13 protein-coding genes are annotated in these 14930 nt (G+C 72.9%); 5 read left to right on the top strand and 8 right to left on the bottom strand.

The window, feature by feature from the left end:
• Positions 1–3 precede the first annotated feature (3 nt).
• Both ACIPYQ_RS23885 and ACIPYQ_RS23880 read right to left on the bottom strand, forming a co-directional pair.
• Complete coding sequence (locus ACIPYQ_RS23885; RefSeq protein ID WP_401254563.1) at positions 4–2091, bottom strand: beta-galactosidase; 2088 nt, start codon at positions 2089–2091, stop codon at positions 4–6.
• Positions 2092–2155: 64 nt separating this feature from the next.
• Positions 2156–3139, bottom strand: a complete 984-nt coding sequence (locus ACIPYQ_RS23880) for a LacI family DNA-binding transcriptional regulator (RefSeq protein ID WP_361766305.1) — start codon at positions 3137–3139, stop codon at positions 2156–2158.
• A gap of 346 nt (positions 3140–3485) precedes the next feature.
• Here ACIPYQ_RS23880 and ACIPYQ_RS23875 point away from each other — a divergent pair, with 346 nt between their 5' ends.
• From ACIPYQ_RS23875 to ACIPYQ_RS23860, 4 genes are read left to right on the top strand one after another with little or no spacing between them, the layout of a single operon-like run.
• Complete coding sequence (locus tag ACIPYQ_RS23875) at positions 3486–4370, top strand: carbohydrate ABC transporter permease (protein ID WP_401254560.1); 885 nt, start codon at positions 3486–3488, stop codon at positions 4368–4370.
• Complete coding sequence (locus ACIPYQ_RS23870; RefSeq protein ID WP_401254557.1) at positions 4367–5239, top strand: carbohydrate ABC transporter permease; 873 nt, start codon at positions 4367–4369, stop codon at positions 5237–5239. Before ACIPYQ_RS23875 ends, ACIPYQ_RS23870 begins: the two co-directional genes overlap by 4 nt.
• 60 nt (positions 5240–5299) lie before the next feature.
• Complete coding sequence (locus ACIPYQ_RS23865; protein WP_401254554.1) at positions 5300–6652, top strand: ABC transporter substrate-binding protein; 1353 nt, start codon at positions 5300–5302, stop codon at positions 6650–6652.
• 40 nt (positions 6653–6692) lie between these two features.
• A complete protein-coding gene (locus ACIPYQ_RS23860; protein ID WP_401254551.1) occupies positions 6693–8237 on the top strand; it encodes a glycoside hydrolase family 31 protein in 1545 nt (514 codons plus the stop codon).
• 75 nt (positions 8238–8312) lie between these two features.
• Here ACIPYQ_RS23860 and galK read toward each other — a convergent pair whose 3' ends face one another.
• Together galK and galT are read right to left on the bottom strand one after the other, a co-directional pair.
• On the bottom strand, positions 8313–9512 hold the full coding sequence (gene galK / locus ACIPYQ_RS23855; RefSeq protein ID WP_401254548.1) for a galactokinase: 1200 nt from the start codon (positions 9510–9512) through the stop codon (positions 8313–8315).
• Entirely contained in the window at positions 9509–10558 is a 1050-nt protein-coding gene (gene galT / locus ACIPYQ_RS23850) for a galactose-1-phosphate uridylyltransferase (RefSeq protein WP_401254545.1), read from the bottom strand. The genes galK and galT overlap by 4 nt, the downstream gene beginning before the upstream one ends.
• Before the next feature lie 98 nt (positions 10559–10656).
• On the opposite strand from galT, the gene ACIPYQ_RS23845 reads away from it, so the two are divergent.
• On the top strand, positions 10657–11469 hold the full coding sequence (locus ACIPYQ_RS23845; protein ID WP_401254542.1) for a DeoR/GlpR family DNA-binding transcription regulator: 813 nt from the start codon (positions 10657–10659) through the stop codon (positions 11467–11469).
• On the opposite strand, the gene ACIPYQ_RS23840 is transcribed toward ACIPYQ_RS23845, so the two are convergent.
• From ACIPYQ_RS23840 to ACIPYQ_RS23825, 4 genes are all read right to left on the bottom strand, one after another.
• Positions 11447–12367 (bottom strand): 3-hydroxyacyl-CoA dehydrogenase family protein, encoded by a 921-nt coding sequence (locus tag ACIPYQ_RS23840; RefSeq protein WP_401254539.1) that lies wholly within the window; start codon positions 12365–12367, stop codon positions 11447–11449. The genes ACIPYQ_RS23845 and ACIPYQ_RS23840 overlap by 23 nt on opposite strands.
• 65 nt (positions 12368–12432) lie before the next feature.
• Positions 12433–13500, bottom strand: coding sequence for an HAD-IIIC family phosphatase (locus ACIPYQ_RS23835; protein ID WP_401254536.1), 1068 nt, complete (start codon positions 13498–13500; stop codon positions 12433–12435).
• Positions 13497–14639 (bottom strand): acyl-CoA dehydrogenase family protein, encoded by a 1143-nt coding sequence (locus tag ACIPYQ_RS23830; RefSeq protein WP_401254533.1) that lies wholly within the window; start codon positions 14637–14639, stop codon positions 13497–13499. Before ACIPYQ_RS23830 ends, ACIPYQ_RS23835 begins: the two co-directional genes overlap by 4 nt.
• Entirely contained in the window at positions 14636–14920 is a 285-nt protein-coding gene (locus tag ACIPYQ_RS23825; protein ID WP_401254530.1) for an acyl carrier protein, read from the bottom strand. Before ACIPYQ_RS23825 ends, ACIPYQ_RS23830 begins: the two co-directional genes overlap by 4 nt.
• Positions 14921–14930: the final 10 nt, after the last annotated feature.

The raw sequence follows: 14930 nt of genomic DNA, 5'->3' as shown, positions 1-14930 counted from the left end.
CGCTCAGCTGCCGCCGCTGCCGAGGACGGCGACGCCCCGCGGTGCGAGGGTCACGCGGCGGACGGGGGGCCGGTGGGCGTCGAGCAGGTCCCGGCGGTCGGCCGGCAGCGCCACCTCCTGCTCGTCCTCGCCGTGGTTGAGCAGGATGAGGACGTCGTGACCGGCGCCGTGCCGGATCGTGGCCTGGACGCCGGCGGGCAGGCCGGGCAGCACGGGCACGACACCCGCCTCGGCCAGTGAGCGGTCGACGAGGGCCCGCATCGTGACGGGGTCGGGGCGGGTCGCGACGTAGCGGGCGGTCCCCCGGCCGTGGGCGTGCACCGTGACCGCCGGGCGGTCGTCGTCCCAGTCCGGTCCGGCGAAGAAGAGTTCGGGACGGGCGCCGGTGAGCTTCACGTCCTCGCGCCACAGCGACGCCGGCGGCAGAGGCAGCGGCGGCGCGGGAGCGGCCCGGGCGTCCGGTTCCGGAGCGCGGAGCGGGACCGCCTCGTCCGCCGCGGCCGGCCAGAACTCCTCGACCTTGACGCCCAGTACGTCCTCCAGCGCGGCGGGACGGCCGCCCGTGTGCACGCGGTCGTGCTCGTCGACGATCCCGGTGAAGAACGAGGCGAGCAGGGATCCGCCGGCCGCCACGAACGTGCTGATCCGCGCTGCGTTCTCGACCGACAGCAGGTAGTGGCCGGGCAGCACCAGCAGCTTGTACGGCGAGAGGTCGGCGGCGGGATGGACGACGTCGATGCCGACGCCCGACTCGAACAGGGGCGCGTAGTGGTCGAGGACGCGGTCGAGGCAGCGCACGGCCTCCGAGGGGTGCGAGTCGAGTTCGAGGGCCCACCAGTTGTCCCAGTCGAAGACGATCGCGACCTCGTTGCGGACGAGCGTGCCGGCCAGCTCGGGCACCAGGGCCAGTTCGCGGCCCAGCTCGCGCACTTCGGTGTGGACCCGGGTCCCGGGCCCCGCGTGCGGGACCATGCCGGAGTGGAACTTCTCGGCGCCGCCGCGGGACTGCCTCCACTGGAAGTACATGACGGCGTCCGCGCCCTGGGCGACGGCCTGCCAGCTCCACAGGCGCATCAGGCCGGGGCTCTTGCCCGCGTTGCGGCCCCGCCAGTTGACGGCGGACGGGGCCTGTTCGGTCAGCAGCCACGGCTTCCCGCCGGCGGCGCCGCGCAGGAGGTCGTACGAGAGGGCAGCGCCGATGTGCGCCGCGTCCCCGTGCGGGTCCGGGTAGCTGTCGAGGGCGAGGACGTCCATCTCGGGCGCCCACGCATGGACGTCGACGGCCTTGTGTCCGGCGAGGAAGTTCGTGGTCACCGGGGTGTCGGGGGTGATGCGGCGCAGGACGTCGCGTTCCAGGGTGAAGCACGTGCGCAGGGCGTCGCTGCTGAACCGTTTGAAGTCGAGCTGCTGGGAGGGGTTGGGGTAGGTGGGTGCGCTGCGCGGGGGCAGGATCTGGTCGAAGGAGGTGTAGCGCTGCGACCAGAAGTCGGTGGACCATGCCTCGTTGAGGGCGTCGACCTCGCCGTACCGGGTCGCGAGCCAGCGCCGGAAGTCGGCGGCGGAGGTGGCGCAGAAGCACTCGGCGACGTGGATCCCGTACTCGTTGCCGACGTGCCACAGGCCGAGCGCCGGATGGTCGCGGTAGTGGGTGGCGACGGCTTCGACCAGCCGGACGGCCCGGTCGCGGAAGACCGGGCTGGAGGGGCAGAAGTGCTGGCGGCCCCCCGGGGACAGGATGCCTCCGGAGGCGGTGACCGGCAGGATCCCGGGGTGTTCGGTGGCGAGCCACGGGGGTGGCGAGGCGGTCATGGTGGCCAGGTCGGCGGTGATGCCGTGGGCCGCCAGGTCGTCCATGACGGTGTCGAAGAACCGGAAGTCGTAGGCGTCGCGGGAGGGTTCGACGCGGGCCCAGGCGAAGATCGCGAGGTTGACGAGGTTGACGCCGGCCTGGTTCATCAGGCGCAGGTCCTCGGCGCGGGTGGCCTCGTCCCACTGTTCGGGGTTGTAGTCGCCGCCGAATCCGAGACCGCCCAGCCGCGCGCCGAGGGTTCGCGTGCGGATACGGGCACGGTCGTGTGCCGGAGAGTTCATCTTCCTTGCCCCTTCAGGTACTTCGGGACGTACTGCGTCCCGCGGAGGACGCACCGGCCCGGGTTCAGACGCGTGGCGGTGCCGTGCTGTCGCGCTCCACGAGGGTCGGCATGACCGACACGACGGACGAGTCCGTCGACGGAGCGCCCTCGATCTGGCTCAGGAGCCGGTCCACGCAGGCCGCGCCGACCCGGGTGAGGTCCTGGTCCACGGTGGTCAACGGGGGGAGGAAGTAGCCGGATTCGACGATGTTGTCGAAGCCGACCACGCTGACGTCCTCCGGGACCGAGCGCCCCGCCTCGCGCAGCGCCCGGACCAGGCCGAGCGCCATCTGGTCGTTGGCGGCGAACACCGCGGTGACCTCCGGACGGCCGGCGAGTTCCCGGCCCGCCCGGTAGCCGCTCCCGGCGCTCCAGTCGCCGTGGACGGCCGGCGGGACCGGGGCGCCCGCCGCCCGGAGGACGCGCTGCCACGCTTCGGCGCGGCGGCGCGCGGGGTGGGAGTCCTGGGGGCCGGCCAGGTGCCACACCGTGGTGTGGCCGAGCCCCAGCAGGTGGGTCACCGCGATCTCCGCTCCGGCCGCGTGGTCGGTGTGGACGCCGGGGTAGCGGTGGTCCTCGCCGCCGTCGACGACCACGACCGGAAGCCCCCAGGGGAGCATCAGCGAGCCGGTGAGGATCTGCGCCTCGTTCACGATGACCCCGTCGACGGCATGACCGCTCAGCCTCCGGAACGCCTCCAGCACCGCCTCCTGGGTCTGCGCCTGCGGGACGACGACGTTGACCGAGTACTCGGTGGACTGCACGGCGGAGACGATCGACTCCAGCGTGCGCGCGTTCCCGTGGGCCTTGAGGTCGAAGCTGATGACGCCGATCATCCGGAACTTGCCGGTGGCCAGCGCCCGGGCGGCGGTGTTGGGGCGGTACCCGAGCATGCGGACGGCCCGGACGACCCGGTCGCGGGTGGCCTCGTCGACGTGGGCCGTCGCGTTGACCACACGGGAGACGGTCTGCGCCGAGACTCCCGCCATGGCCGCGACGTCCGCCATCGACGGGGGCCTGGGGCGGTCCGCGGCCGGGGAACGGGGCCTGCGCGGCCGCTGCCCTTCCTTCGCCATGGTGCAGTTCCTCTCGCACGGTGCGGACCGGGCGTCTTCCCGACCGCCGCCATGTTTGCGCGAACATGGCGCGTCGGTCAACAGGTCGGCGAGCGGAAACGTACGGACCGGCGGACCGTCCGCCCCCTCTCCTGCCGCCCGAAATCCCTTGAACTGCAAGGTAACTGACGATCCAACAGAAGCCTTGGTCAAAACTCTTGACACTCTCCGAGAGCACTCGACACACTTCCGAACCGCGCCGCCATGTTGGCGCTAACACGCATCGGAGGTCCTACCCTTGAAACGCGGCGCTGTTCGGCGCAACCTCACCGCCCATGCGTTCTTCCTGCCGTTCCTCTGCGTCTTCGTCGTCGGAGTCGTCGCCCCGCTGGCGTACTCGGTCAACCTGAGCCTCTATCAGGAGCGCATGATCGGCGGGATGGTCTTCACCGGGCTGGACAACTACACCAAGGCCTTCGGGGACAGCCTGTTCCACGCCGGTCTCGCCCGCGTCGCGCTCTTCTTCGCGATCCAGGTGCCGCTCATGCTCGGCCTCGCGCTGGCGGCCGCCCTCGCGATCGACAGCGGCCGGCTGCGCGCGCCGGGGCTGTTCCGGATCGGCATCTTCGTGCCGTACGCCGTTCCCGGTGTCGTCGCGGCGCTGATGTGGGGCTACCTCTACGGCGACCGCTTCGGCCTGGCCGGCGAGATCGGCGACCTCCTGCACACCGAGCTGCCCGACCTGCTCTCCGGGAGCTGGATGCTCGCGTCGATCGGCAACATCGTCACCTGGTCGTACGTCGGCTACAACATGCTGATCTTCTACGCGGCGCTGCGCTCCATCCCCGGGGAGCTGTACGAGGCGGCCGAGGTCGACGGTGCCGGAGCCTTCCGCAAGGCGTTCAGCATCAAGCTGCCGGCGCTGCGCCCCGCGCTGCTGCTGGCCACCACCTTCTCGGTGATCGGCAGCTTCCAGCTGTTCAACGAGCCGAGCGTGCTCCAGTCGCTGGCGCCCGCCGCCGTCTCCACGAACTACACCCCCAACATGTACGCGTACAGCCTCGCCTTCGACGGGCGCCAGTTCCCCTACTCGGCCGCCGTCGCCGTGCTGCTCGGCCTGGTGACCGTGCTCGTCGCGTTCGGGGTGCAGCGCGCGACCGCCCGAAGGGAGCGCCTGCTGTGACCGCAGCGCACCGCCGGCCGGGCCGGGCGTCCACCGCCCTGACCGTGGCGATGGGCCTGATGCTCGCGTACACGCTGATCCCGCTGCTCTGGCTCGCCATCAGTGCGACGAAGTCCAACCAGACCCTTTTCGACTCGCCGGGTCTGTGGTTCGGGGACGGCTTCCACCTGTTCGAGAACGTCCGGGACGTCTTCACCTACGAGGACGGGATCTACCTGCGCTGGTTCGGCAACACCCTGCTCTACTCGGTGGTCGGCGCGGGCGGGGCCTCGGTCATCGCGACGCTGGGCGGGTACGCCCTCGCCACGTACGAGTTCGTGGGCCGCCGGGTGCTGTCCGCGGTCGTCATCGGGGCGATCTCGATCCCCGCGTCCGCGCTCGCCGTCCCGACGTACCTGCTGTTCAGCGACATGGGGATCGTCAACACCCCGTGGGCGGTGCTGCTGCCCTCCCTCGCCAGTCCGTTCGGGCTCTACCTGATGCGCGTGTACGCGACCGAGGCCGTTCCGGTCGCGATGCTGGAGGCCGCGCGCATCGACGGCGCCGGTGAACTGCGCATCTTCCTCACCATCGCGCTGCGCCTGCTGGCTCCCGGTTTCGTCACCGTGCTGCTGTTCACCCTCGTCGCCACCTGGAACAACTACTTCCTGCCGCTGATCGTGCTCAACGACCCGGAGCTGTTCCCGCTCACGGTGGGGCTGCGCCAGTGGGACTCGCTCGCGCAGGGCGGCGCCGGCGCCGGCGCCACACCGATCCTCCCCCTGGTGATCACCGGCAGCCTGCTGGCGGTCGTCCCGCTGATCGTCGCGTTCCTCTTCCTCCAGCGGTTCTGGCAGTCGGGACTGGCCGCCGGCGGCGTCAAGCAGTAGCCCACCGCCCCACCCCCACCCCTGCCTCCCCTCTCCACGTCCCGCACGAAAGGTTTCGACATGAGCAGATCCCTGCGACCGTCGGCTCTCACCCGCGCCGTCGCCGCGGCCGCCCTCGCGGCCCTCTCCCTCTCCCTCTCCCTCACCGCGTGCGGCGGCCCGGGCACCTCCGACGGCGGCGGCCAGGGCGATCCCGCGGCCGTGCGGGCCGCCCTGGACAAGCCCGCCGAGATCACCTTCTGGACCTGGGTCCCGAACATCGACAAGACGGTCGCGCTGTTCGAGAAGAAGTACCCGAAGATCAAGGTCAACCTGGTCAACGCGGGCCGGTCCAAGGACGAGTACACCAAGCTGACCACCGTCCTCAAGGCGGGCACGGGCGCGCCCGACGTCGTCCAGATCGAGTACTTCGCGCTCCCCCAGTTCGCGATGACCAGGTCCCTGGTCGACCTCTCCGGCTACGGCTCCGCCGGTCTGAAGGACAAGTTCGCCGACTCGGCCTGGTCCCAGGTCAGCCTCGCCGACGGGATCTACGGCATACCGCAGGACACCGGGCCGATGGCCATGTTCTACCGCAAGGACCTCCTCGACCGGTTCGGTGCAGCCCCGCCGCGCACGTGGGAGGAGTACGGGGCACTCGCCAGGAAGATCCGCGACGCCGATCCGGAGGTCCGGATCACGTACGTCGACCCCGGCGACGCGGGCACGTCCAACAGCCTGATCTGGCAGGCCGGCGGCAAGCCCTACAGCGTCGACGGCGCCACCGGGGTCACCGTCGACCTCCGGAACGACGCCGGGGCGAAGGCCTACGCCGACACCTGGGGCCCGCTGATCGAGGAGAAGCTGGTCGACTCCACCGCGAGCTGGAACGACGAGTGGTGGAAGTCGATGGCCTCCGGACGGTACGCGACCTGGCTGGCCGGGGCCTGGGCGCCGGCGGTCCTGGAGCAGAACATCCCGCAGAGCAGCGGCCAGTGGTCGGTCGCTCCGATGCCGGGCGGTGTCAGCGCGGAGAACGGCGGCTCGTCGGTGGCGGTCACCACCCAGGCGAGGAACAAGGCGGCCTCGGTCGCCTTCGCCCAGTGGCTGGGCACCGACCCGGAGGCCGTCAGGTCGCTCAACTCCCAGGTCGGGCTGTTCCCCGCGACCAAGGCGCTGCTCGACGATCCCGGCTTCCGCGGCGCCGGGGTGCCGTTCTTCCCCGGCGGCAAGCCGAACGAGGTCTTCGCCGACATGTCGAAGGCGGTGCGCCCCGGCTGGCAGTACCTGCCGTTCCAGGTCTACGCGAACAGCGTCTTCAAGGACTCCGTGGGCCAGGCCCTGCAGCCGGGCGGGAACCTGCCCGGCGCGCTGGCCACCTGGCAGGACCGGGTGAAGGCGTACGGCAAGGAACAGGGCTTCACCGTCAAGTAGCGCGAGGCACCGCCCCTTTCACCGGAGGAACCCCACAGGCATGACGACTCTCGAACTCCCCCTGCTCGACGGGGAACACTGGTGGGGAGGGGCGGCCGCCGAAGGGCGGCACATGCCGTACCCCGACGGCTACGCCTTCGACCTGCGTGACGTGCTGGCCAACCAGGGCATGCCGCTGCTGCTCTCCGACCGCGGCCGCTGGGTGCACAGCGAGCGCACCTTCACCTTCACCCTCTCCGACGGCCGGCTGAGCGTGCGCGCGCACGAGCCGGACGCGGTCGTCGAGTACGGCGAGGGGCACGGCGATCTGCGCGGGGCGTACCGGCACGCCATCGCCCGGCACTACCCGCCGTCCGGCACGATGCCGGACCCGCTCCTCTTCGCCGCGCCGCAGTACAACCTGTGGATCGAGACGGTGTTCGAGCCGACGCAGGAGAAGGTGCTGGCGTACGCGGAGCGCCTGCTCGCGGAGGGCTTCCCGCCCGGCGTGCTGATGATCGACGACCGGTGGAGCAACGACTACGGGGACTGGACCTTCCACCCCGGCCGCTTCCCGGATCCGGCGGGCATGGTCGCCGAGCTCCACCGGCTCGGCTTCAAGGTGATGCTGTGGCTCGTGCCGTACGTGACCCCGGACTCCCCCACCGCGCGGCAGCTGGGCGACCGGGGACTGCTGGTCCGCGACTTCGGAGCCGGCGCGGACGGGCGGGCCGCGGTCGCCTGGTGGTGGAACGGCTGGAGCGCCGGCCTCGACCTGCTCGTTCCGCGGGCACGGGCCTGGCTCGCCGGCCGCCTGGAAGCCCTGCGGGACGGCATCGGCGTCGACGGGTTCAAGTTCGACGGCGGCGACGCCCCGTGGTGGCGCGCGCTCGGCTGCACGGACCCGGAGGCCTATACGCACGCCTGGAACCGCTTCGGGGCCCACTGGCCGCTCAACGAGTTCCGGGACGCGTGGCGCGCGGCGGGCCTGCCGCTCGCGCAGCGCCAGCAGGACAAGTACCACCTGTGGGAGGGACGCTTCGGGCTGGCGAGCCTGATCCCGAACGCCCTGGCCCAGGCCCTGACCGGCCACGCCTTCACCTGTCCCGACATGATCGGCGGCGGCGAGTTCCGCTTCGTCCCGGGCGAGGACGGCGCGGGTTTCGACGAGGAGCTGTTCGTCCGCTACGCCCAGATCGCCGCGCTGTTCCCCATGATGCAGTTCTCGACGGCGCCGTGGCGCGTGCTCTCCGCCGACGGCCTCGCGATCGTCCGCGCGGCCGCCCGCCTCCACACCGCGCTCGCCCCCGAGCTGCTCGCCCTCGCCACGCACGCCGCGGCCACGGGCGAACCGGTCCAGCGCCCCCTCGAATGGGCCTTCCCGCACCGCGGGTACGCGGCGGTCACCGACCAGTTCCTGCTGGGCGACCGTCTGATGGTGGCTCCGGTGGTGACCCGCGGCGCGCTCGGGCGGGAGGTGGTGATCCCGCCGGGCACGTGGCTGGCCGACGACGGCCGGTCGTACGAGGGCCCGGCCACGGTCTGGATGGACGCGCCCCTGGCCCGGCTGCCGTACCTGCGCAGGACGGACGCGCCGCGGGGGTGAGGAGCCGCAGGGGTGAGGCGTCCGGCCCGGGACCCCCGCGTCCCGGGCCGGAGACCCCCCTCCCCCGGCCCGGCGCTACCGCGTCCCGGGCCGCGGCGCGAGGCGGTGCGCGCCCGCGGCGGGGGTGGCCTCCAGGATGCGCGGGGGGCGGTGACCGGCGGCCGCGAAGGCGGCGGTGACCGACTCGCCCACCGCGTCCTCCCGCCCGTCCTCCACCAGCGCGATGACGGAGCCGCCGAAGCCGCCTCCGGTCATCCGGGCGCCCAGGGCCCCGGCGCCCAGCGCGGCGCTCACGGCGAGGTCGGTCTCGGGGCAGGAGACGCGGTAGTCGTCGCGGAGCGAGGCGTGGCCTTCGGTGAGGATCGGGCCGAGCGCCGCGGCGTTCCCCTCCCGCAGCCGGGAGACGGCCTCGGTGACGCGGGCGTTCTCGGTCACCACGTGCCGGACCAGCGGGGCGAGTTCCGCCGGCAGGGTGGACAGGGCCCGCGGGAGTTCCCCGGCGGGCAGGTCGCGCAGGGCGGGCAGGCCGAGCAGCGCGGCCGCGCGTTCGCAGCCCGCGCGCAGGGCGGCGTACGCCCCGTCCCCGAGGTCGTGGGTGACGCGCGTGTCGATCACCAGCAGCCGCAGCCCTTGGCCCCGCAGGTCGAAGGGCACCTGCCGGTGGGCCTCCGGGGTGCGGGCGTCGAGGTGGAGGGCGGCCTCGGCGGTGCAGCAGACGGAGGCCATCTGGTCCATGATCCCGCAGGGGACCCCGGCGAAGCCGTTCTCCGCGCGCTGGGCGATCCGGGCCAGTTCGGGCCCGGGCAGGCCGAGTCCGTACAGCTCGTCGTACGCGACCGCGACCGCGCACTCCAGCGCCGCGGAGGAGGAGAGGCCGGCGCCGGTGGGCACCGTGCTGTCGAAGTGGAGGTCCGCGCCGCCGACCCGGTGCCCCGCCTCGGCGAGCGCCCAGACCACGCCGGCCGGGTAGCCGGTCCAGCCCGTGACGGCGCCGGGGGCGAGCCCGGCCACGGCCAGGTCGGTGATCCGGCCGTCGCCCTGCGCGCTGTGCAGCCGCAGCCGTCCGTCGGTGCGGGCGCGGGCGGCGAGCAGGGTGGTCTGCGGGAGGGCCATGGGGAGGGCGAAGCCGTCGTTGTAGTCGGTGTGTTCGCCGATCAGGTTGACCCGGCCCGGCGCCGCCCAGACCCCGTCCGGGGAGCCGCCGAAGAGCCGCCCGAAGGTGTCCGCGGCCCGTTCGGCCCGGCGGTCGTCGTCCTGCTGAACGGTTCCGTTCACGCCAGGGCCTCCCGCAGTCGCCGCGCGGCCGCCTCGGGGGCCACGTCGTTGATGAAGGCCTCCGTACCGGATTCCGTCCCGGCGAGGAACTTGAGCTTGTCGGGCGTCCTGCGGATGGTGAACAGCTCCAGATGCAGGGCCAGTTCCTCGCCCCCGGTGCGCGGGGCCTGGTGCCAGGCGGAGACGTACGGCGTGGGAGGCGGCCCCTCCGGCCGTTCCGGTACGGGGAACAGCCGGTCGAAGCGGCGCAGCAGGTCCAGGTAAATGCCGGGGAACTCGGCCCGTTCGGCCTCGGTGAGGCAGGTCAGGTCGGGGACGCGGCGGTGCGGGTAGAGGTGCACCTCGTACGGCCAGCGGGCGGCGTACGGCACGAAGGCGGTCCAGTGCTCCCCGGCGGTCACCACCCGCTCGGTGGCGGCGCGGGCACCGGCCAGCAGGTCCTCGAAGAGGTTGCGTCCGGTGGCGGCGCGGTGGGCGGCAGCGGCGGCGGTCATCTTGGCGGTGCGCGGCGTGACGAAGGGGAAGGCGTAGATCTGGCCGTGCGGGTGGGAGAGGGTCACCCCGATCTCGACGCCCCTGTTCTCGAAGCAGTACACCTGCTCGACGCCCGGGAGGGCGGAGAGCTCCGCGGTGCGGTCGGTCCACGCGTCCAGGACGAGGCGGGCGGCGGCCGGGGGGAGGTCGGCGAAGCCGGCCTCGTGCTCCGGCGTGAAGCACACGACCTCGCAGCGCCCGGCTTCGCCCGCGAGGGAGGGGAAGCGGTTCTCGAAGACGGCCACCTCGTAGTCGGCGGCGGGGATCTCGCCGAGCCGGCCGTCCCGGGAGGGGCACAGGGGGCACTCGCCCGCGGGCGGGTGGTAGGTCCGGCCCTGCCGGTGGGAGGCGATCGTGATCCAGTCACCGGTCGCCTCGTCCCGGCGCAGTTCCGGGTGACTGCGCACGCGGTCCAGGGGGCGCAGGTCGGGCGCCTCGCGTACGGCGCTCTCGTCGTTGTCGAAGTAGATCAGTGCGCGGCCGTCCGCGAGTTTCGCGAGGGTCTTCTTCACCCGCCAAGACTAAACAGATTCCAAAACAAATCAACATCACAGCGCGTGCTATGTTGTTGGTTCCTGATCGGATGTCCCCGCTCTCCGGGAGTGACCTCGTGGCCGAGCAGCAGGCTGCACAGCTGGCCCATCAGCGCCGCGCCTTCATCCTCGACGCGGTCCGCCGCGACGGCACGGTACGGGTGGCGGACCTGGTCGGGCAGCTCGGCGTCTCGGACATGACGATCCGCCGGGACCTGGACGCCCTGGCCCGGCGCGGCGCCGTGGAGAAGGTCTACGGCGGGGCCGTCGCCACCGCCGGGGCCAGCGCGCACGAGCCCGGATTCGACGCCAAGTCCGCTCTGGAGGCGGCCGCCAAGGCCGCCATCGCGGACACGGCCGCGGCCCTGGTGGAACCGGGCAGCGTGGTCGCGCTCTCCGGCGGCACCACTGCGCACGCGGTCGCCGCCCGGCTGCTCGGCGTCCCGCGGCTCACGATCGTCACCAACTCCCTCCCGGTGGCCGATCTGGTGCGCTCGGCCGGCCGCGACGGCGCGGGCGCGGCCCCCACCCTGCTGCTCACCGGCGGCTCCCCCACCCCCTCGGCCGCGCTGGTCGGCCCGCTCGCCGACCTGGTGATCGGCTCCCTCCACGTGGACCTGCTCGTCCTCGGCGCGCACGGAGTGACGGAGGAGGCGGGACTGACCACCCCCAACCTCACGGAGGCCCAGACGAACCGGGCCCTGGTCGCCTCGGCCCGGCGGATCGCCGTCGTGGCCGACCACAGCAAGTGGGGGGTGGTCGGCCTGAGTGGTTTCGCCGCCCTGGACCGGGCCGACTGGTTCGTGACCGACGCGGGCATGCCCGCGCCGGCCCGCGCCGTCCTCACCGAGGCGGTGGGTGAACTCCTCATCGCGGGCGAGGACTCCTGATGCCCGCGTGGGCCGGGTAGGGGTGGAAGCCCTCGCCGGTCTTGCGGCCCAGGTGGCCGTCCTCGACCCGCTGCCGCAGCAGGGCGCAGGGCTGGAAGCGGTCGTCGCCCGTGCATTCGAGCAGGACGTACAGGGTGTCGACGATGGTGTCGAGGCCGATCAGGTCGGCGGTGGCGAGGGGGCCCATGGCGTGCCCGAAGCACTCCTGGAAGATCCGGTCGACGGTGGCCGGGTCCGCGGTGCCCTGCTGGACCACCGTCGCCGCCTCGTTGACCGTGAGCATCAGCACGCGGTTGGAGACGAAGCCCGGGCCGTCCGCGACGACGATGCCGTGTTTGCCGATGCCGGCGAGCAGTTCGAGGGCGGTGTTCAGGGTGGCGTCGGAGGTCTCCGGGCAGCGGGCCACCTCCACGGCCTCCTTCAGCGGGGCCGGGTTCATGAAGTGCATCCCGAGGACCTGCCCGGGCCGCTCCGTCTGCGCGGCCAGCCGCTCGACCGGGATGGCCGAGGTCACCGTGGCGAACACGGCCCCGGGCGGGCACACCTCGTCCAGCTCGCGGAAGATCTTCTCCTTGAGCGGGATGCGCTCGGTCGCGCATTCCAGGACGAAGCGCGCCCCGGCCAGGTCCCGCAGGTCCTGCGTCCAGGTGATCGCGTCCAGGGCCTCGTCCATGGACACGGCGGACGGGGCGCCCCGGAACAGTCTGGCCATCCTGATCCCGTCGCGGACCCGGGCCCGCGCGGTGGCCAGGGCCTCTTCCGCCGGGTCGACGACCACGACGCGGTGCCCGGCCTCGGCGAGGCACTGGGCGATGCCGGTGCCCATCGTTCCGGCGCCCACGACGCCGATGACGCCCGTGCCGGCGGTGGCGCCGTGCGCGGTGGTTCCCTGCTGCATGGCCGTCTCCGTGTCTCGGTCTCGTACGACTGCGTCGCGTACGGAAGGCGAAGGCCGCCCGCCCGTCATGCGGTCACCACCCGTACCGGGTGGTTGCGCCCGGGCGGCGGGGCAGCCGGGTCGATGGCCAGGGTCAGCCGGTCACCGGTGTCCTCGGCCACCGCGAATCCCGCGAAGCGCAGCGTCACCAGCATCTGCCGGTTGACGGCGGTGGGCACGAACTCGGCGACCGGACGCCGGCCCGCGGCCAGGGACCGGGCGATGACGTGGTCGATCAGGACCGCACCGGCGCCGCGCGACATGACCCGGCAGGACATGAGGAGCAGTTCGAGGACGGTCGCCCCGTCGCGCAGTGCGGTGACCGCGAGCCCGATGGTGCCGTAGGAGCCGAAGCGGTCCTCCAGCTCGGCGACGAGCACCTCGTGCCCGGGGTCCGCGCACAGCAGGCGCAGTTCCTCCAGGTCGAAGGTGCGGCCGGTGGTGTTCAGCTGATGGGTGCGCAGCGTGAGTTCGTGGGCGCGCGCCAGGTCCGCCCCGGTCGCCCGGCGGACCGTGAGGACCAGGCCGAGGGAGGCCAGGAACTCCGCGGGCGGTCCGGTGTGTTCGGACTCGGCGGCCTTGCGCCGCCGGTCCGTGCGGTAGAGCTGGCGCCGCAGGGCCGACTCCTCCGTGACGAACTCCGGGGTGAACTCCTCGTACGACTCCAGGAGTGCGGCCTCCTCGGCGGAGTAACAGCGCACGACGGGATGGGCCGCGGACACCTCGGCGCGCTCCACCGCGTCGTTGTCGACGAAGGCGATCGTGTCGAGGCCGATGTTCAGCTCGGCGGCGATCCGGGCGACGGCCTCGGACTTGGCGCCCCAGCCGACTTCCAGCACCGTGAACATGGAGTCGAGGCCCTGGGCCGCCAGGTATCCGGCGGCGATGTCGTAATCGCCGCGGCTGGCCACCGCGTGCAGGATCCCCCGCCGGTCCAGGGTGTGCAGGGCCGTTACGGCGGCCTCGAACGGAACGGGTTCGTCCCCTTCGAGGACCACGCCGTCCCACAGGGTGTCGTCGAGGTCCCACACCAGGCATTTGACCACCGGCGCCAGGACCTGCCCGGCCGGCTTCTCCCTCGTCTGGACGTTCATGCCGCTTCCTCCCTCGGCTCCGGCCGGCGCCGTCCGGTGTGGTGGCCGTACGGGCGCAACAGGTGGTCCGCGATGTGCAGTTCGGACACCTGGGCCGAGCCCTCGATGATTTCCATGATCTTGGAGTCCCGGTAGAACCGGCCCACCGTGCTGTCCGGTGCACAGCCGGCGGCGCCGAGGACCTGGACCGCGTCCGCGGCCACCGCCGAGGCGGTCCGCGCCGCCGCGTATTTGGCGACGACGGTCTCCGTGATGGCGTCGGCGTCGCCGGCCTCGCGCAGCCGGGCGGCCCGCAGGCACAGCTCGCGGGCGGCGCGGGCGTCCACCGCCGCGCGGGCGAGCAGCGAGCGCACCAGCTGGTGTTCGGCGAGGGCCACTCCCCCCTGGCTGCGTCCCGCGGCGTGCTCGGCGGCCTCGTGCAGACAGGCCTCCGCCATGCCGACGCAGCCCCAGGCCACCGTGAACCGGCCGTGGTCGAGCGCGTGGGCCGCGACGTGGGAGAGTCCGAAGCCCGCCGGGGCCACCAGGTTCTCGCGCTCCACGCGTACGCGGTCGAACCGTACGTGGGCCAGCTGCCCGGCGCGCATGCCCAGCTGCCCGCGGACCGGCCGGCGGGTGACGCCGGGGCGGTCCGCCTCGACGAGCACGGCGGCCGGGCGGCCGCCCGTACGGCCCAGGACCAGGTACACGTCGGCGATCTCCCCGAAGGTCAGCCACCGCTTCTCCCCGGTCACCGTGACGTGGTCGCCGTGCACCTCGACGGACGTGGTCACGGCCGTCAGATCGCTGCCCGCCTCCGTCTCCGTGGCGGCGAAGGCGGCGAGCAGCTCACCCCCGGCCAGGGCCGGCAGCCAGCGCTCGCGCTGGGCGGCGGTGCCCCAGCGCAGAAGTGCGGCGGACACCATGCCCTGTACGGTGACCAGCCCGCGCAGCGAGCTGCACACGGCTCCCAGCCGGGCGCACAGTTCGCCCAGTTCGGCGGGGGTGGCTCCGAGCCCGCCGTACCGGGCCGGCAGGTCCGCGGCCAGCAGACCGGCCCCGGCCACGGCCCGCACGACCTCCGCGGGAAGCTCGCCGCGCGCGTCCCAGGCGGCGGCGTCCCCGCGCAGCCGGTCGGCGAGCTCCGCCCCCAGGATCACGCCGCCGCCTCTCGGGCCGCGGTCTTCGCCAGGACGAACCGGGTGAGGTTGTCGACCGTCGAGAAGTGGCCCAGGTCGAGGTCGTCGACGTCGACCTCGAAGCCGTACCGCTGCTCCACGAATCCGACGAGCGCCATCGCGAAGAGGGAGTTCACCAGTCCCAGCGCGAAGTAGTCCTCGTCCGGGGCGACGTCGCGTCCGAGGTTCTTGGCGAGGAACTCCTGGAGCTCGCCGGTCACGACCGCGGCGGTGGGCGCGTCCGCCGTGTGCTGTGTGGTCATTCGAGGTCCC

This window comes from Streptomyces sp. NPDC090045 (assembly GCF_044747975.1).
Lineage (GTDB): Bacteria > Actinomycetota > Actinomycetes > Streptomycetales > Streptomycetaceae > Streptomyces.
This window is presented reverse-complemented; position numbering and strand designations above follow the sequence as displayed.

Coding starts and splice junctions, on each gene's coding strand:
- ACIPYQ_RS23880 (WP_361766305.1), bottom strand. CDS start 3,139: ATGGCGGACGTCGCGGCCATGGCGGGAGTCTCGGCGCAGACCGTCTCC.
- ACIPYQ_RS23835 (WP_401254536.1), bottom strand. CDS start 13,500: ATGAACGTCCAGACGAGGGAGAAGCCGGCCGGGCAGGTCCTGGCGCCG.
- ACIPYQ_RS23860 (WP_401254551.1), top strand. CDS start 6,693: ATGACGACTCTCGAACTCCCCCTGCTCGACGGGGAACACTGGTGGGGA.
- ACIPYQ_RS23825 (WP_401254530.1), bottom strand. CDS start 14,920: ATGACCACACAGCACACGGCGGACGCGCCCACCGCCGCGGTCGTGACC.
- ACIPYQ_RS23865 (WP_401254554.1), top strand. CDS start 5,300: ATGAGCAGATCCCTGCGACCGTCGGCTCTCACCCGCGCCGTCGCCGCG.
- ACIPYQ_RS23885 (WP_401254563.1), bottom strand. CDS start 2,091: ATGAACTCTCCGGCACACGACCGTGCCCGTATCCGCACGCGAACCCTC.
- ACIPYQ_RS23840 (WP_401254539.1), bottom strand. CDS start 12,367: ATGCAGCAGGGAACCACCGCGCACGGCGCCACCGCCGGCACGGGCGTC.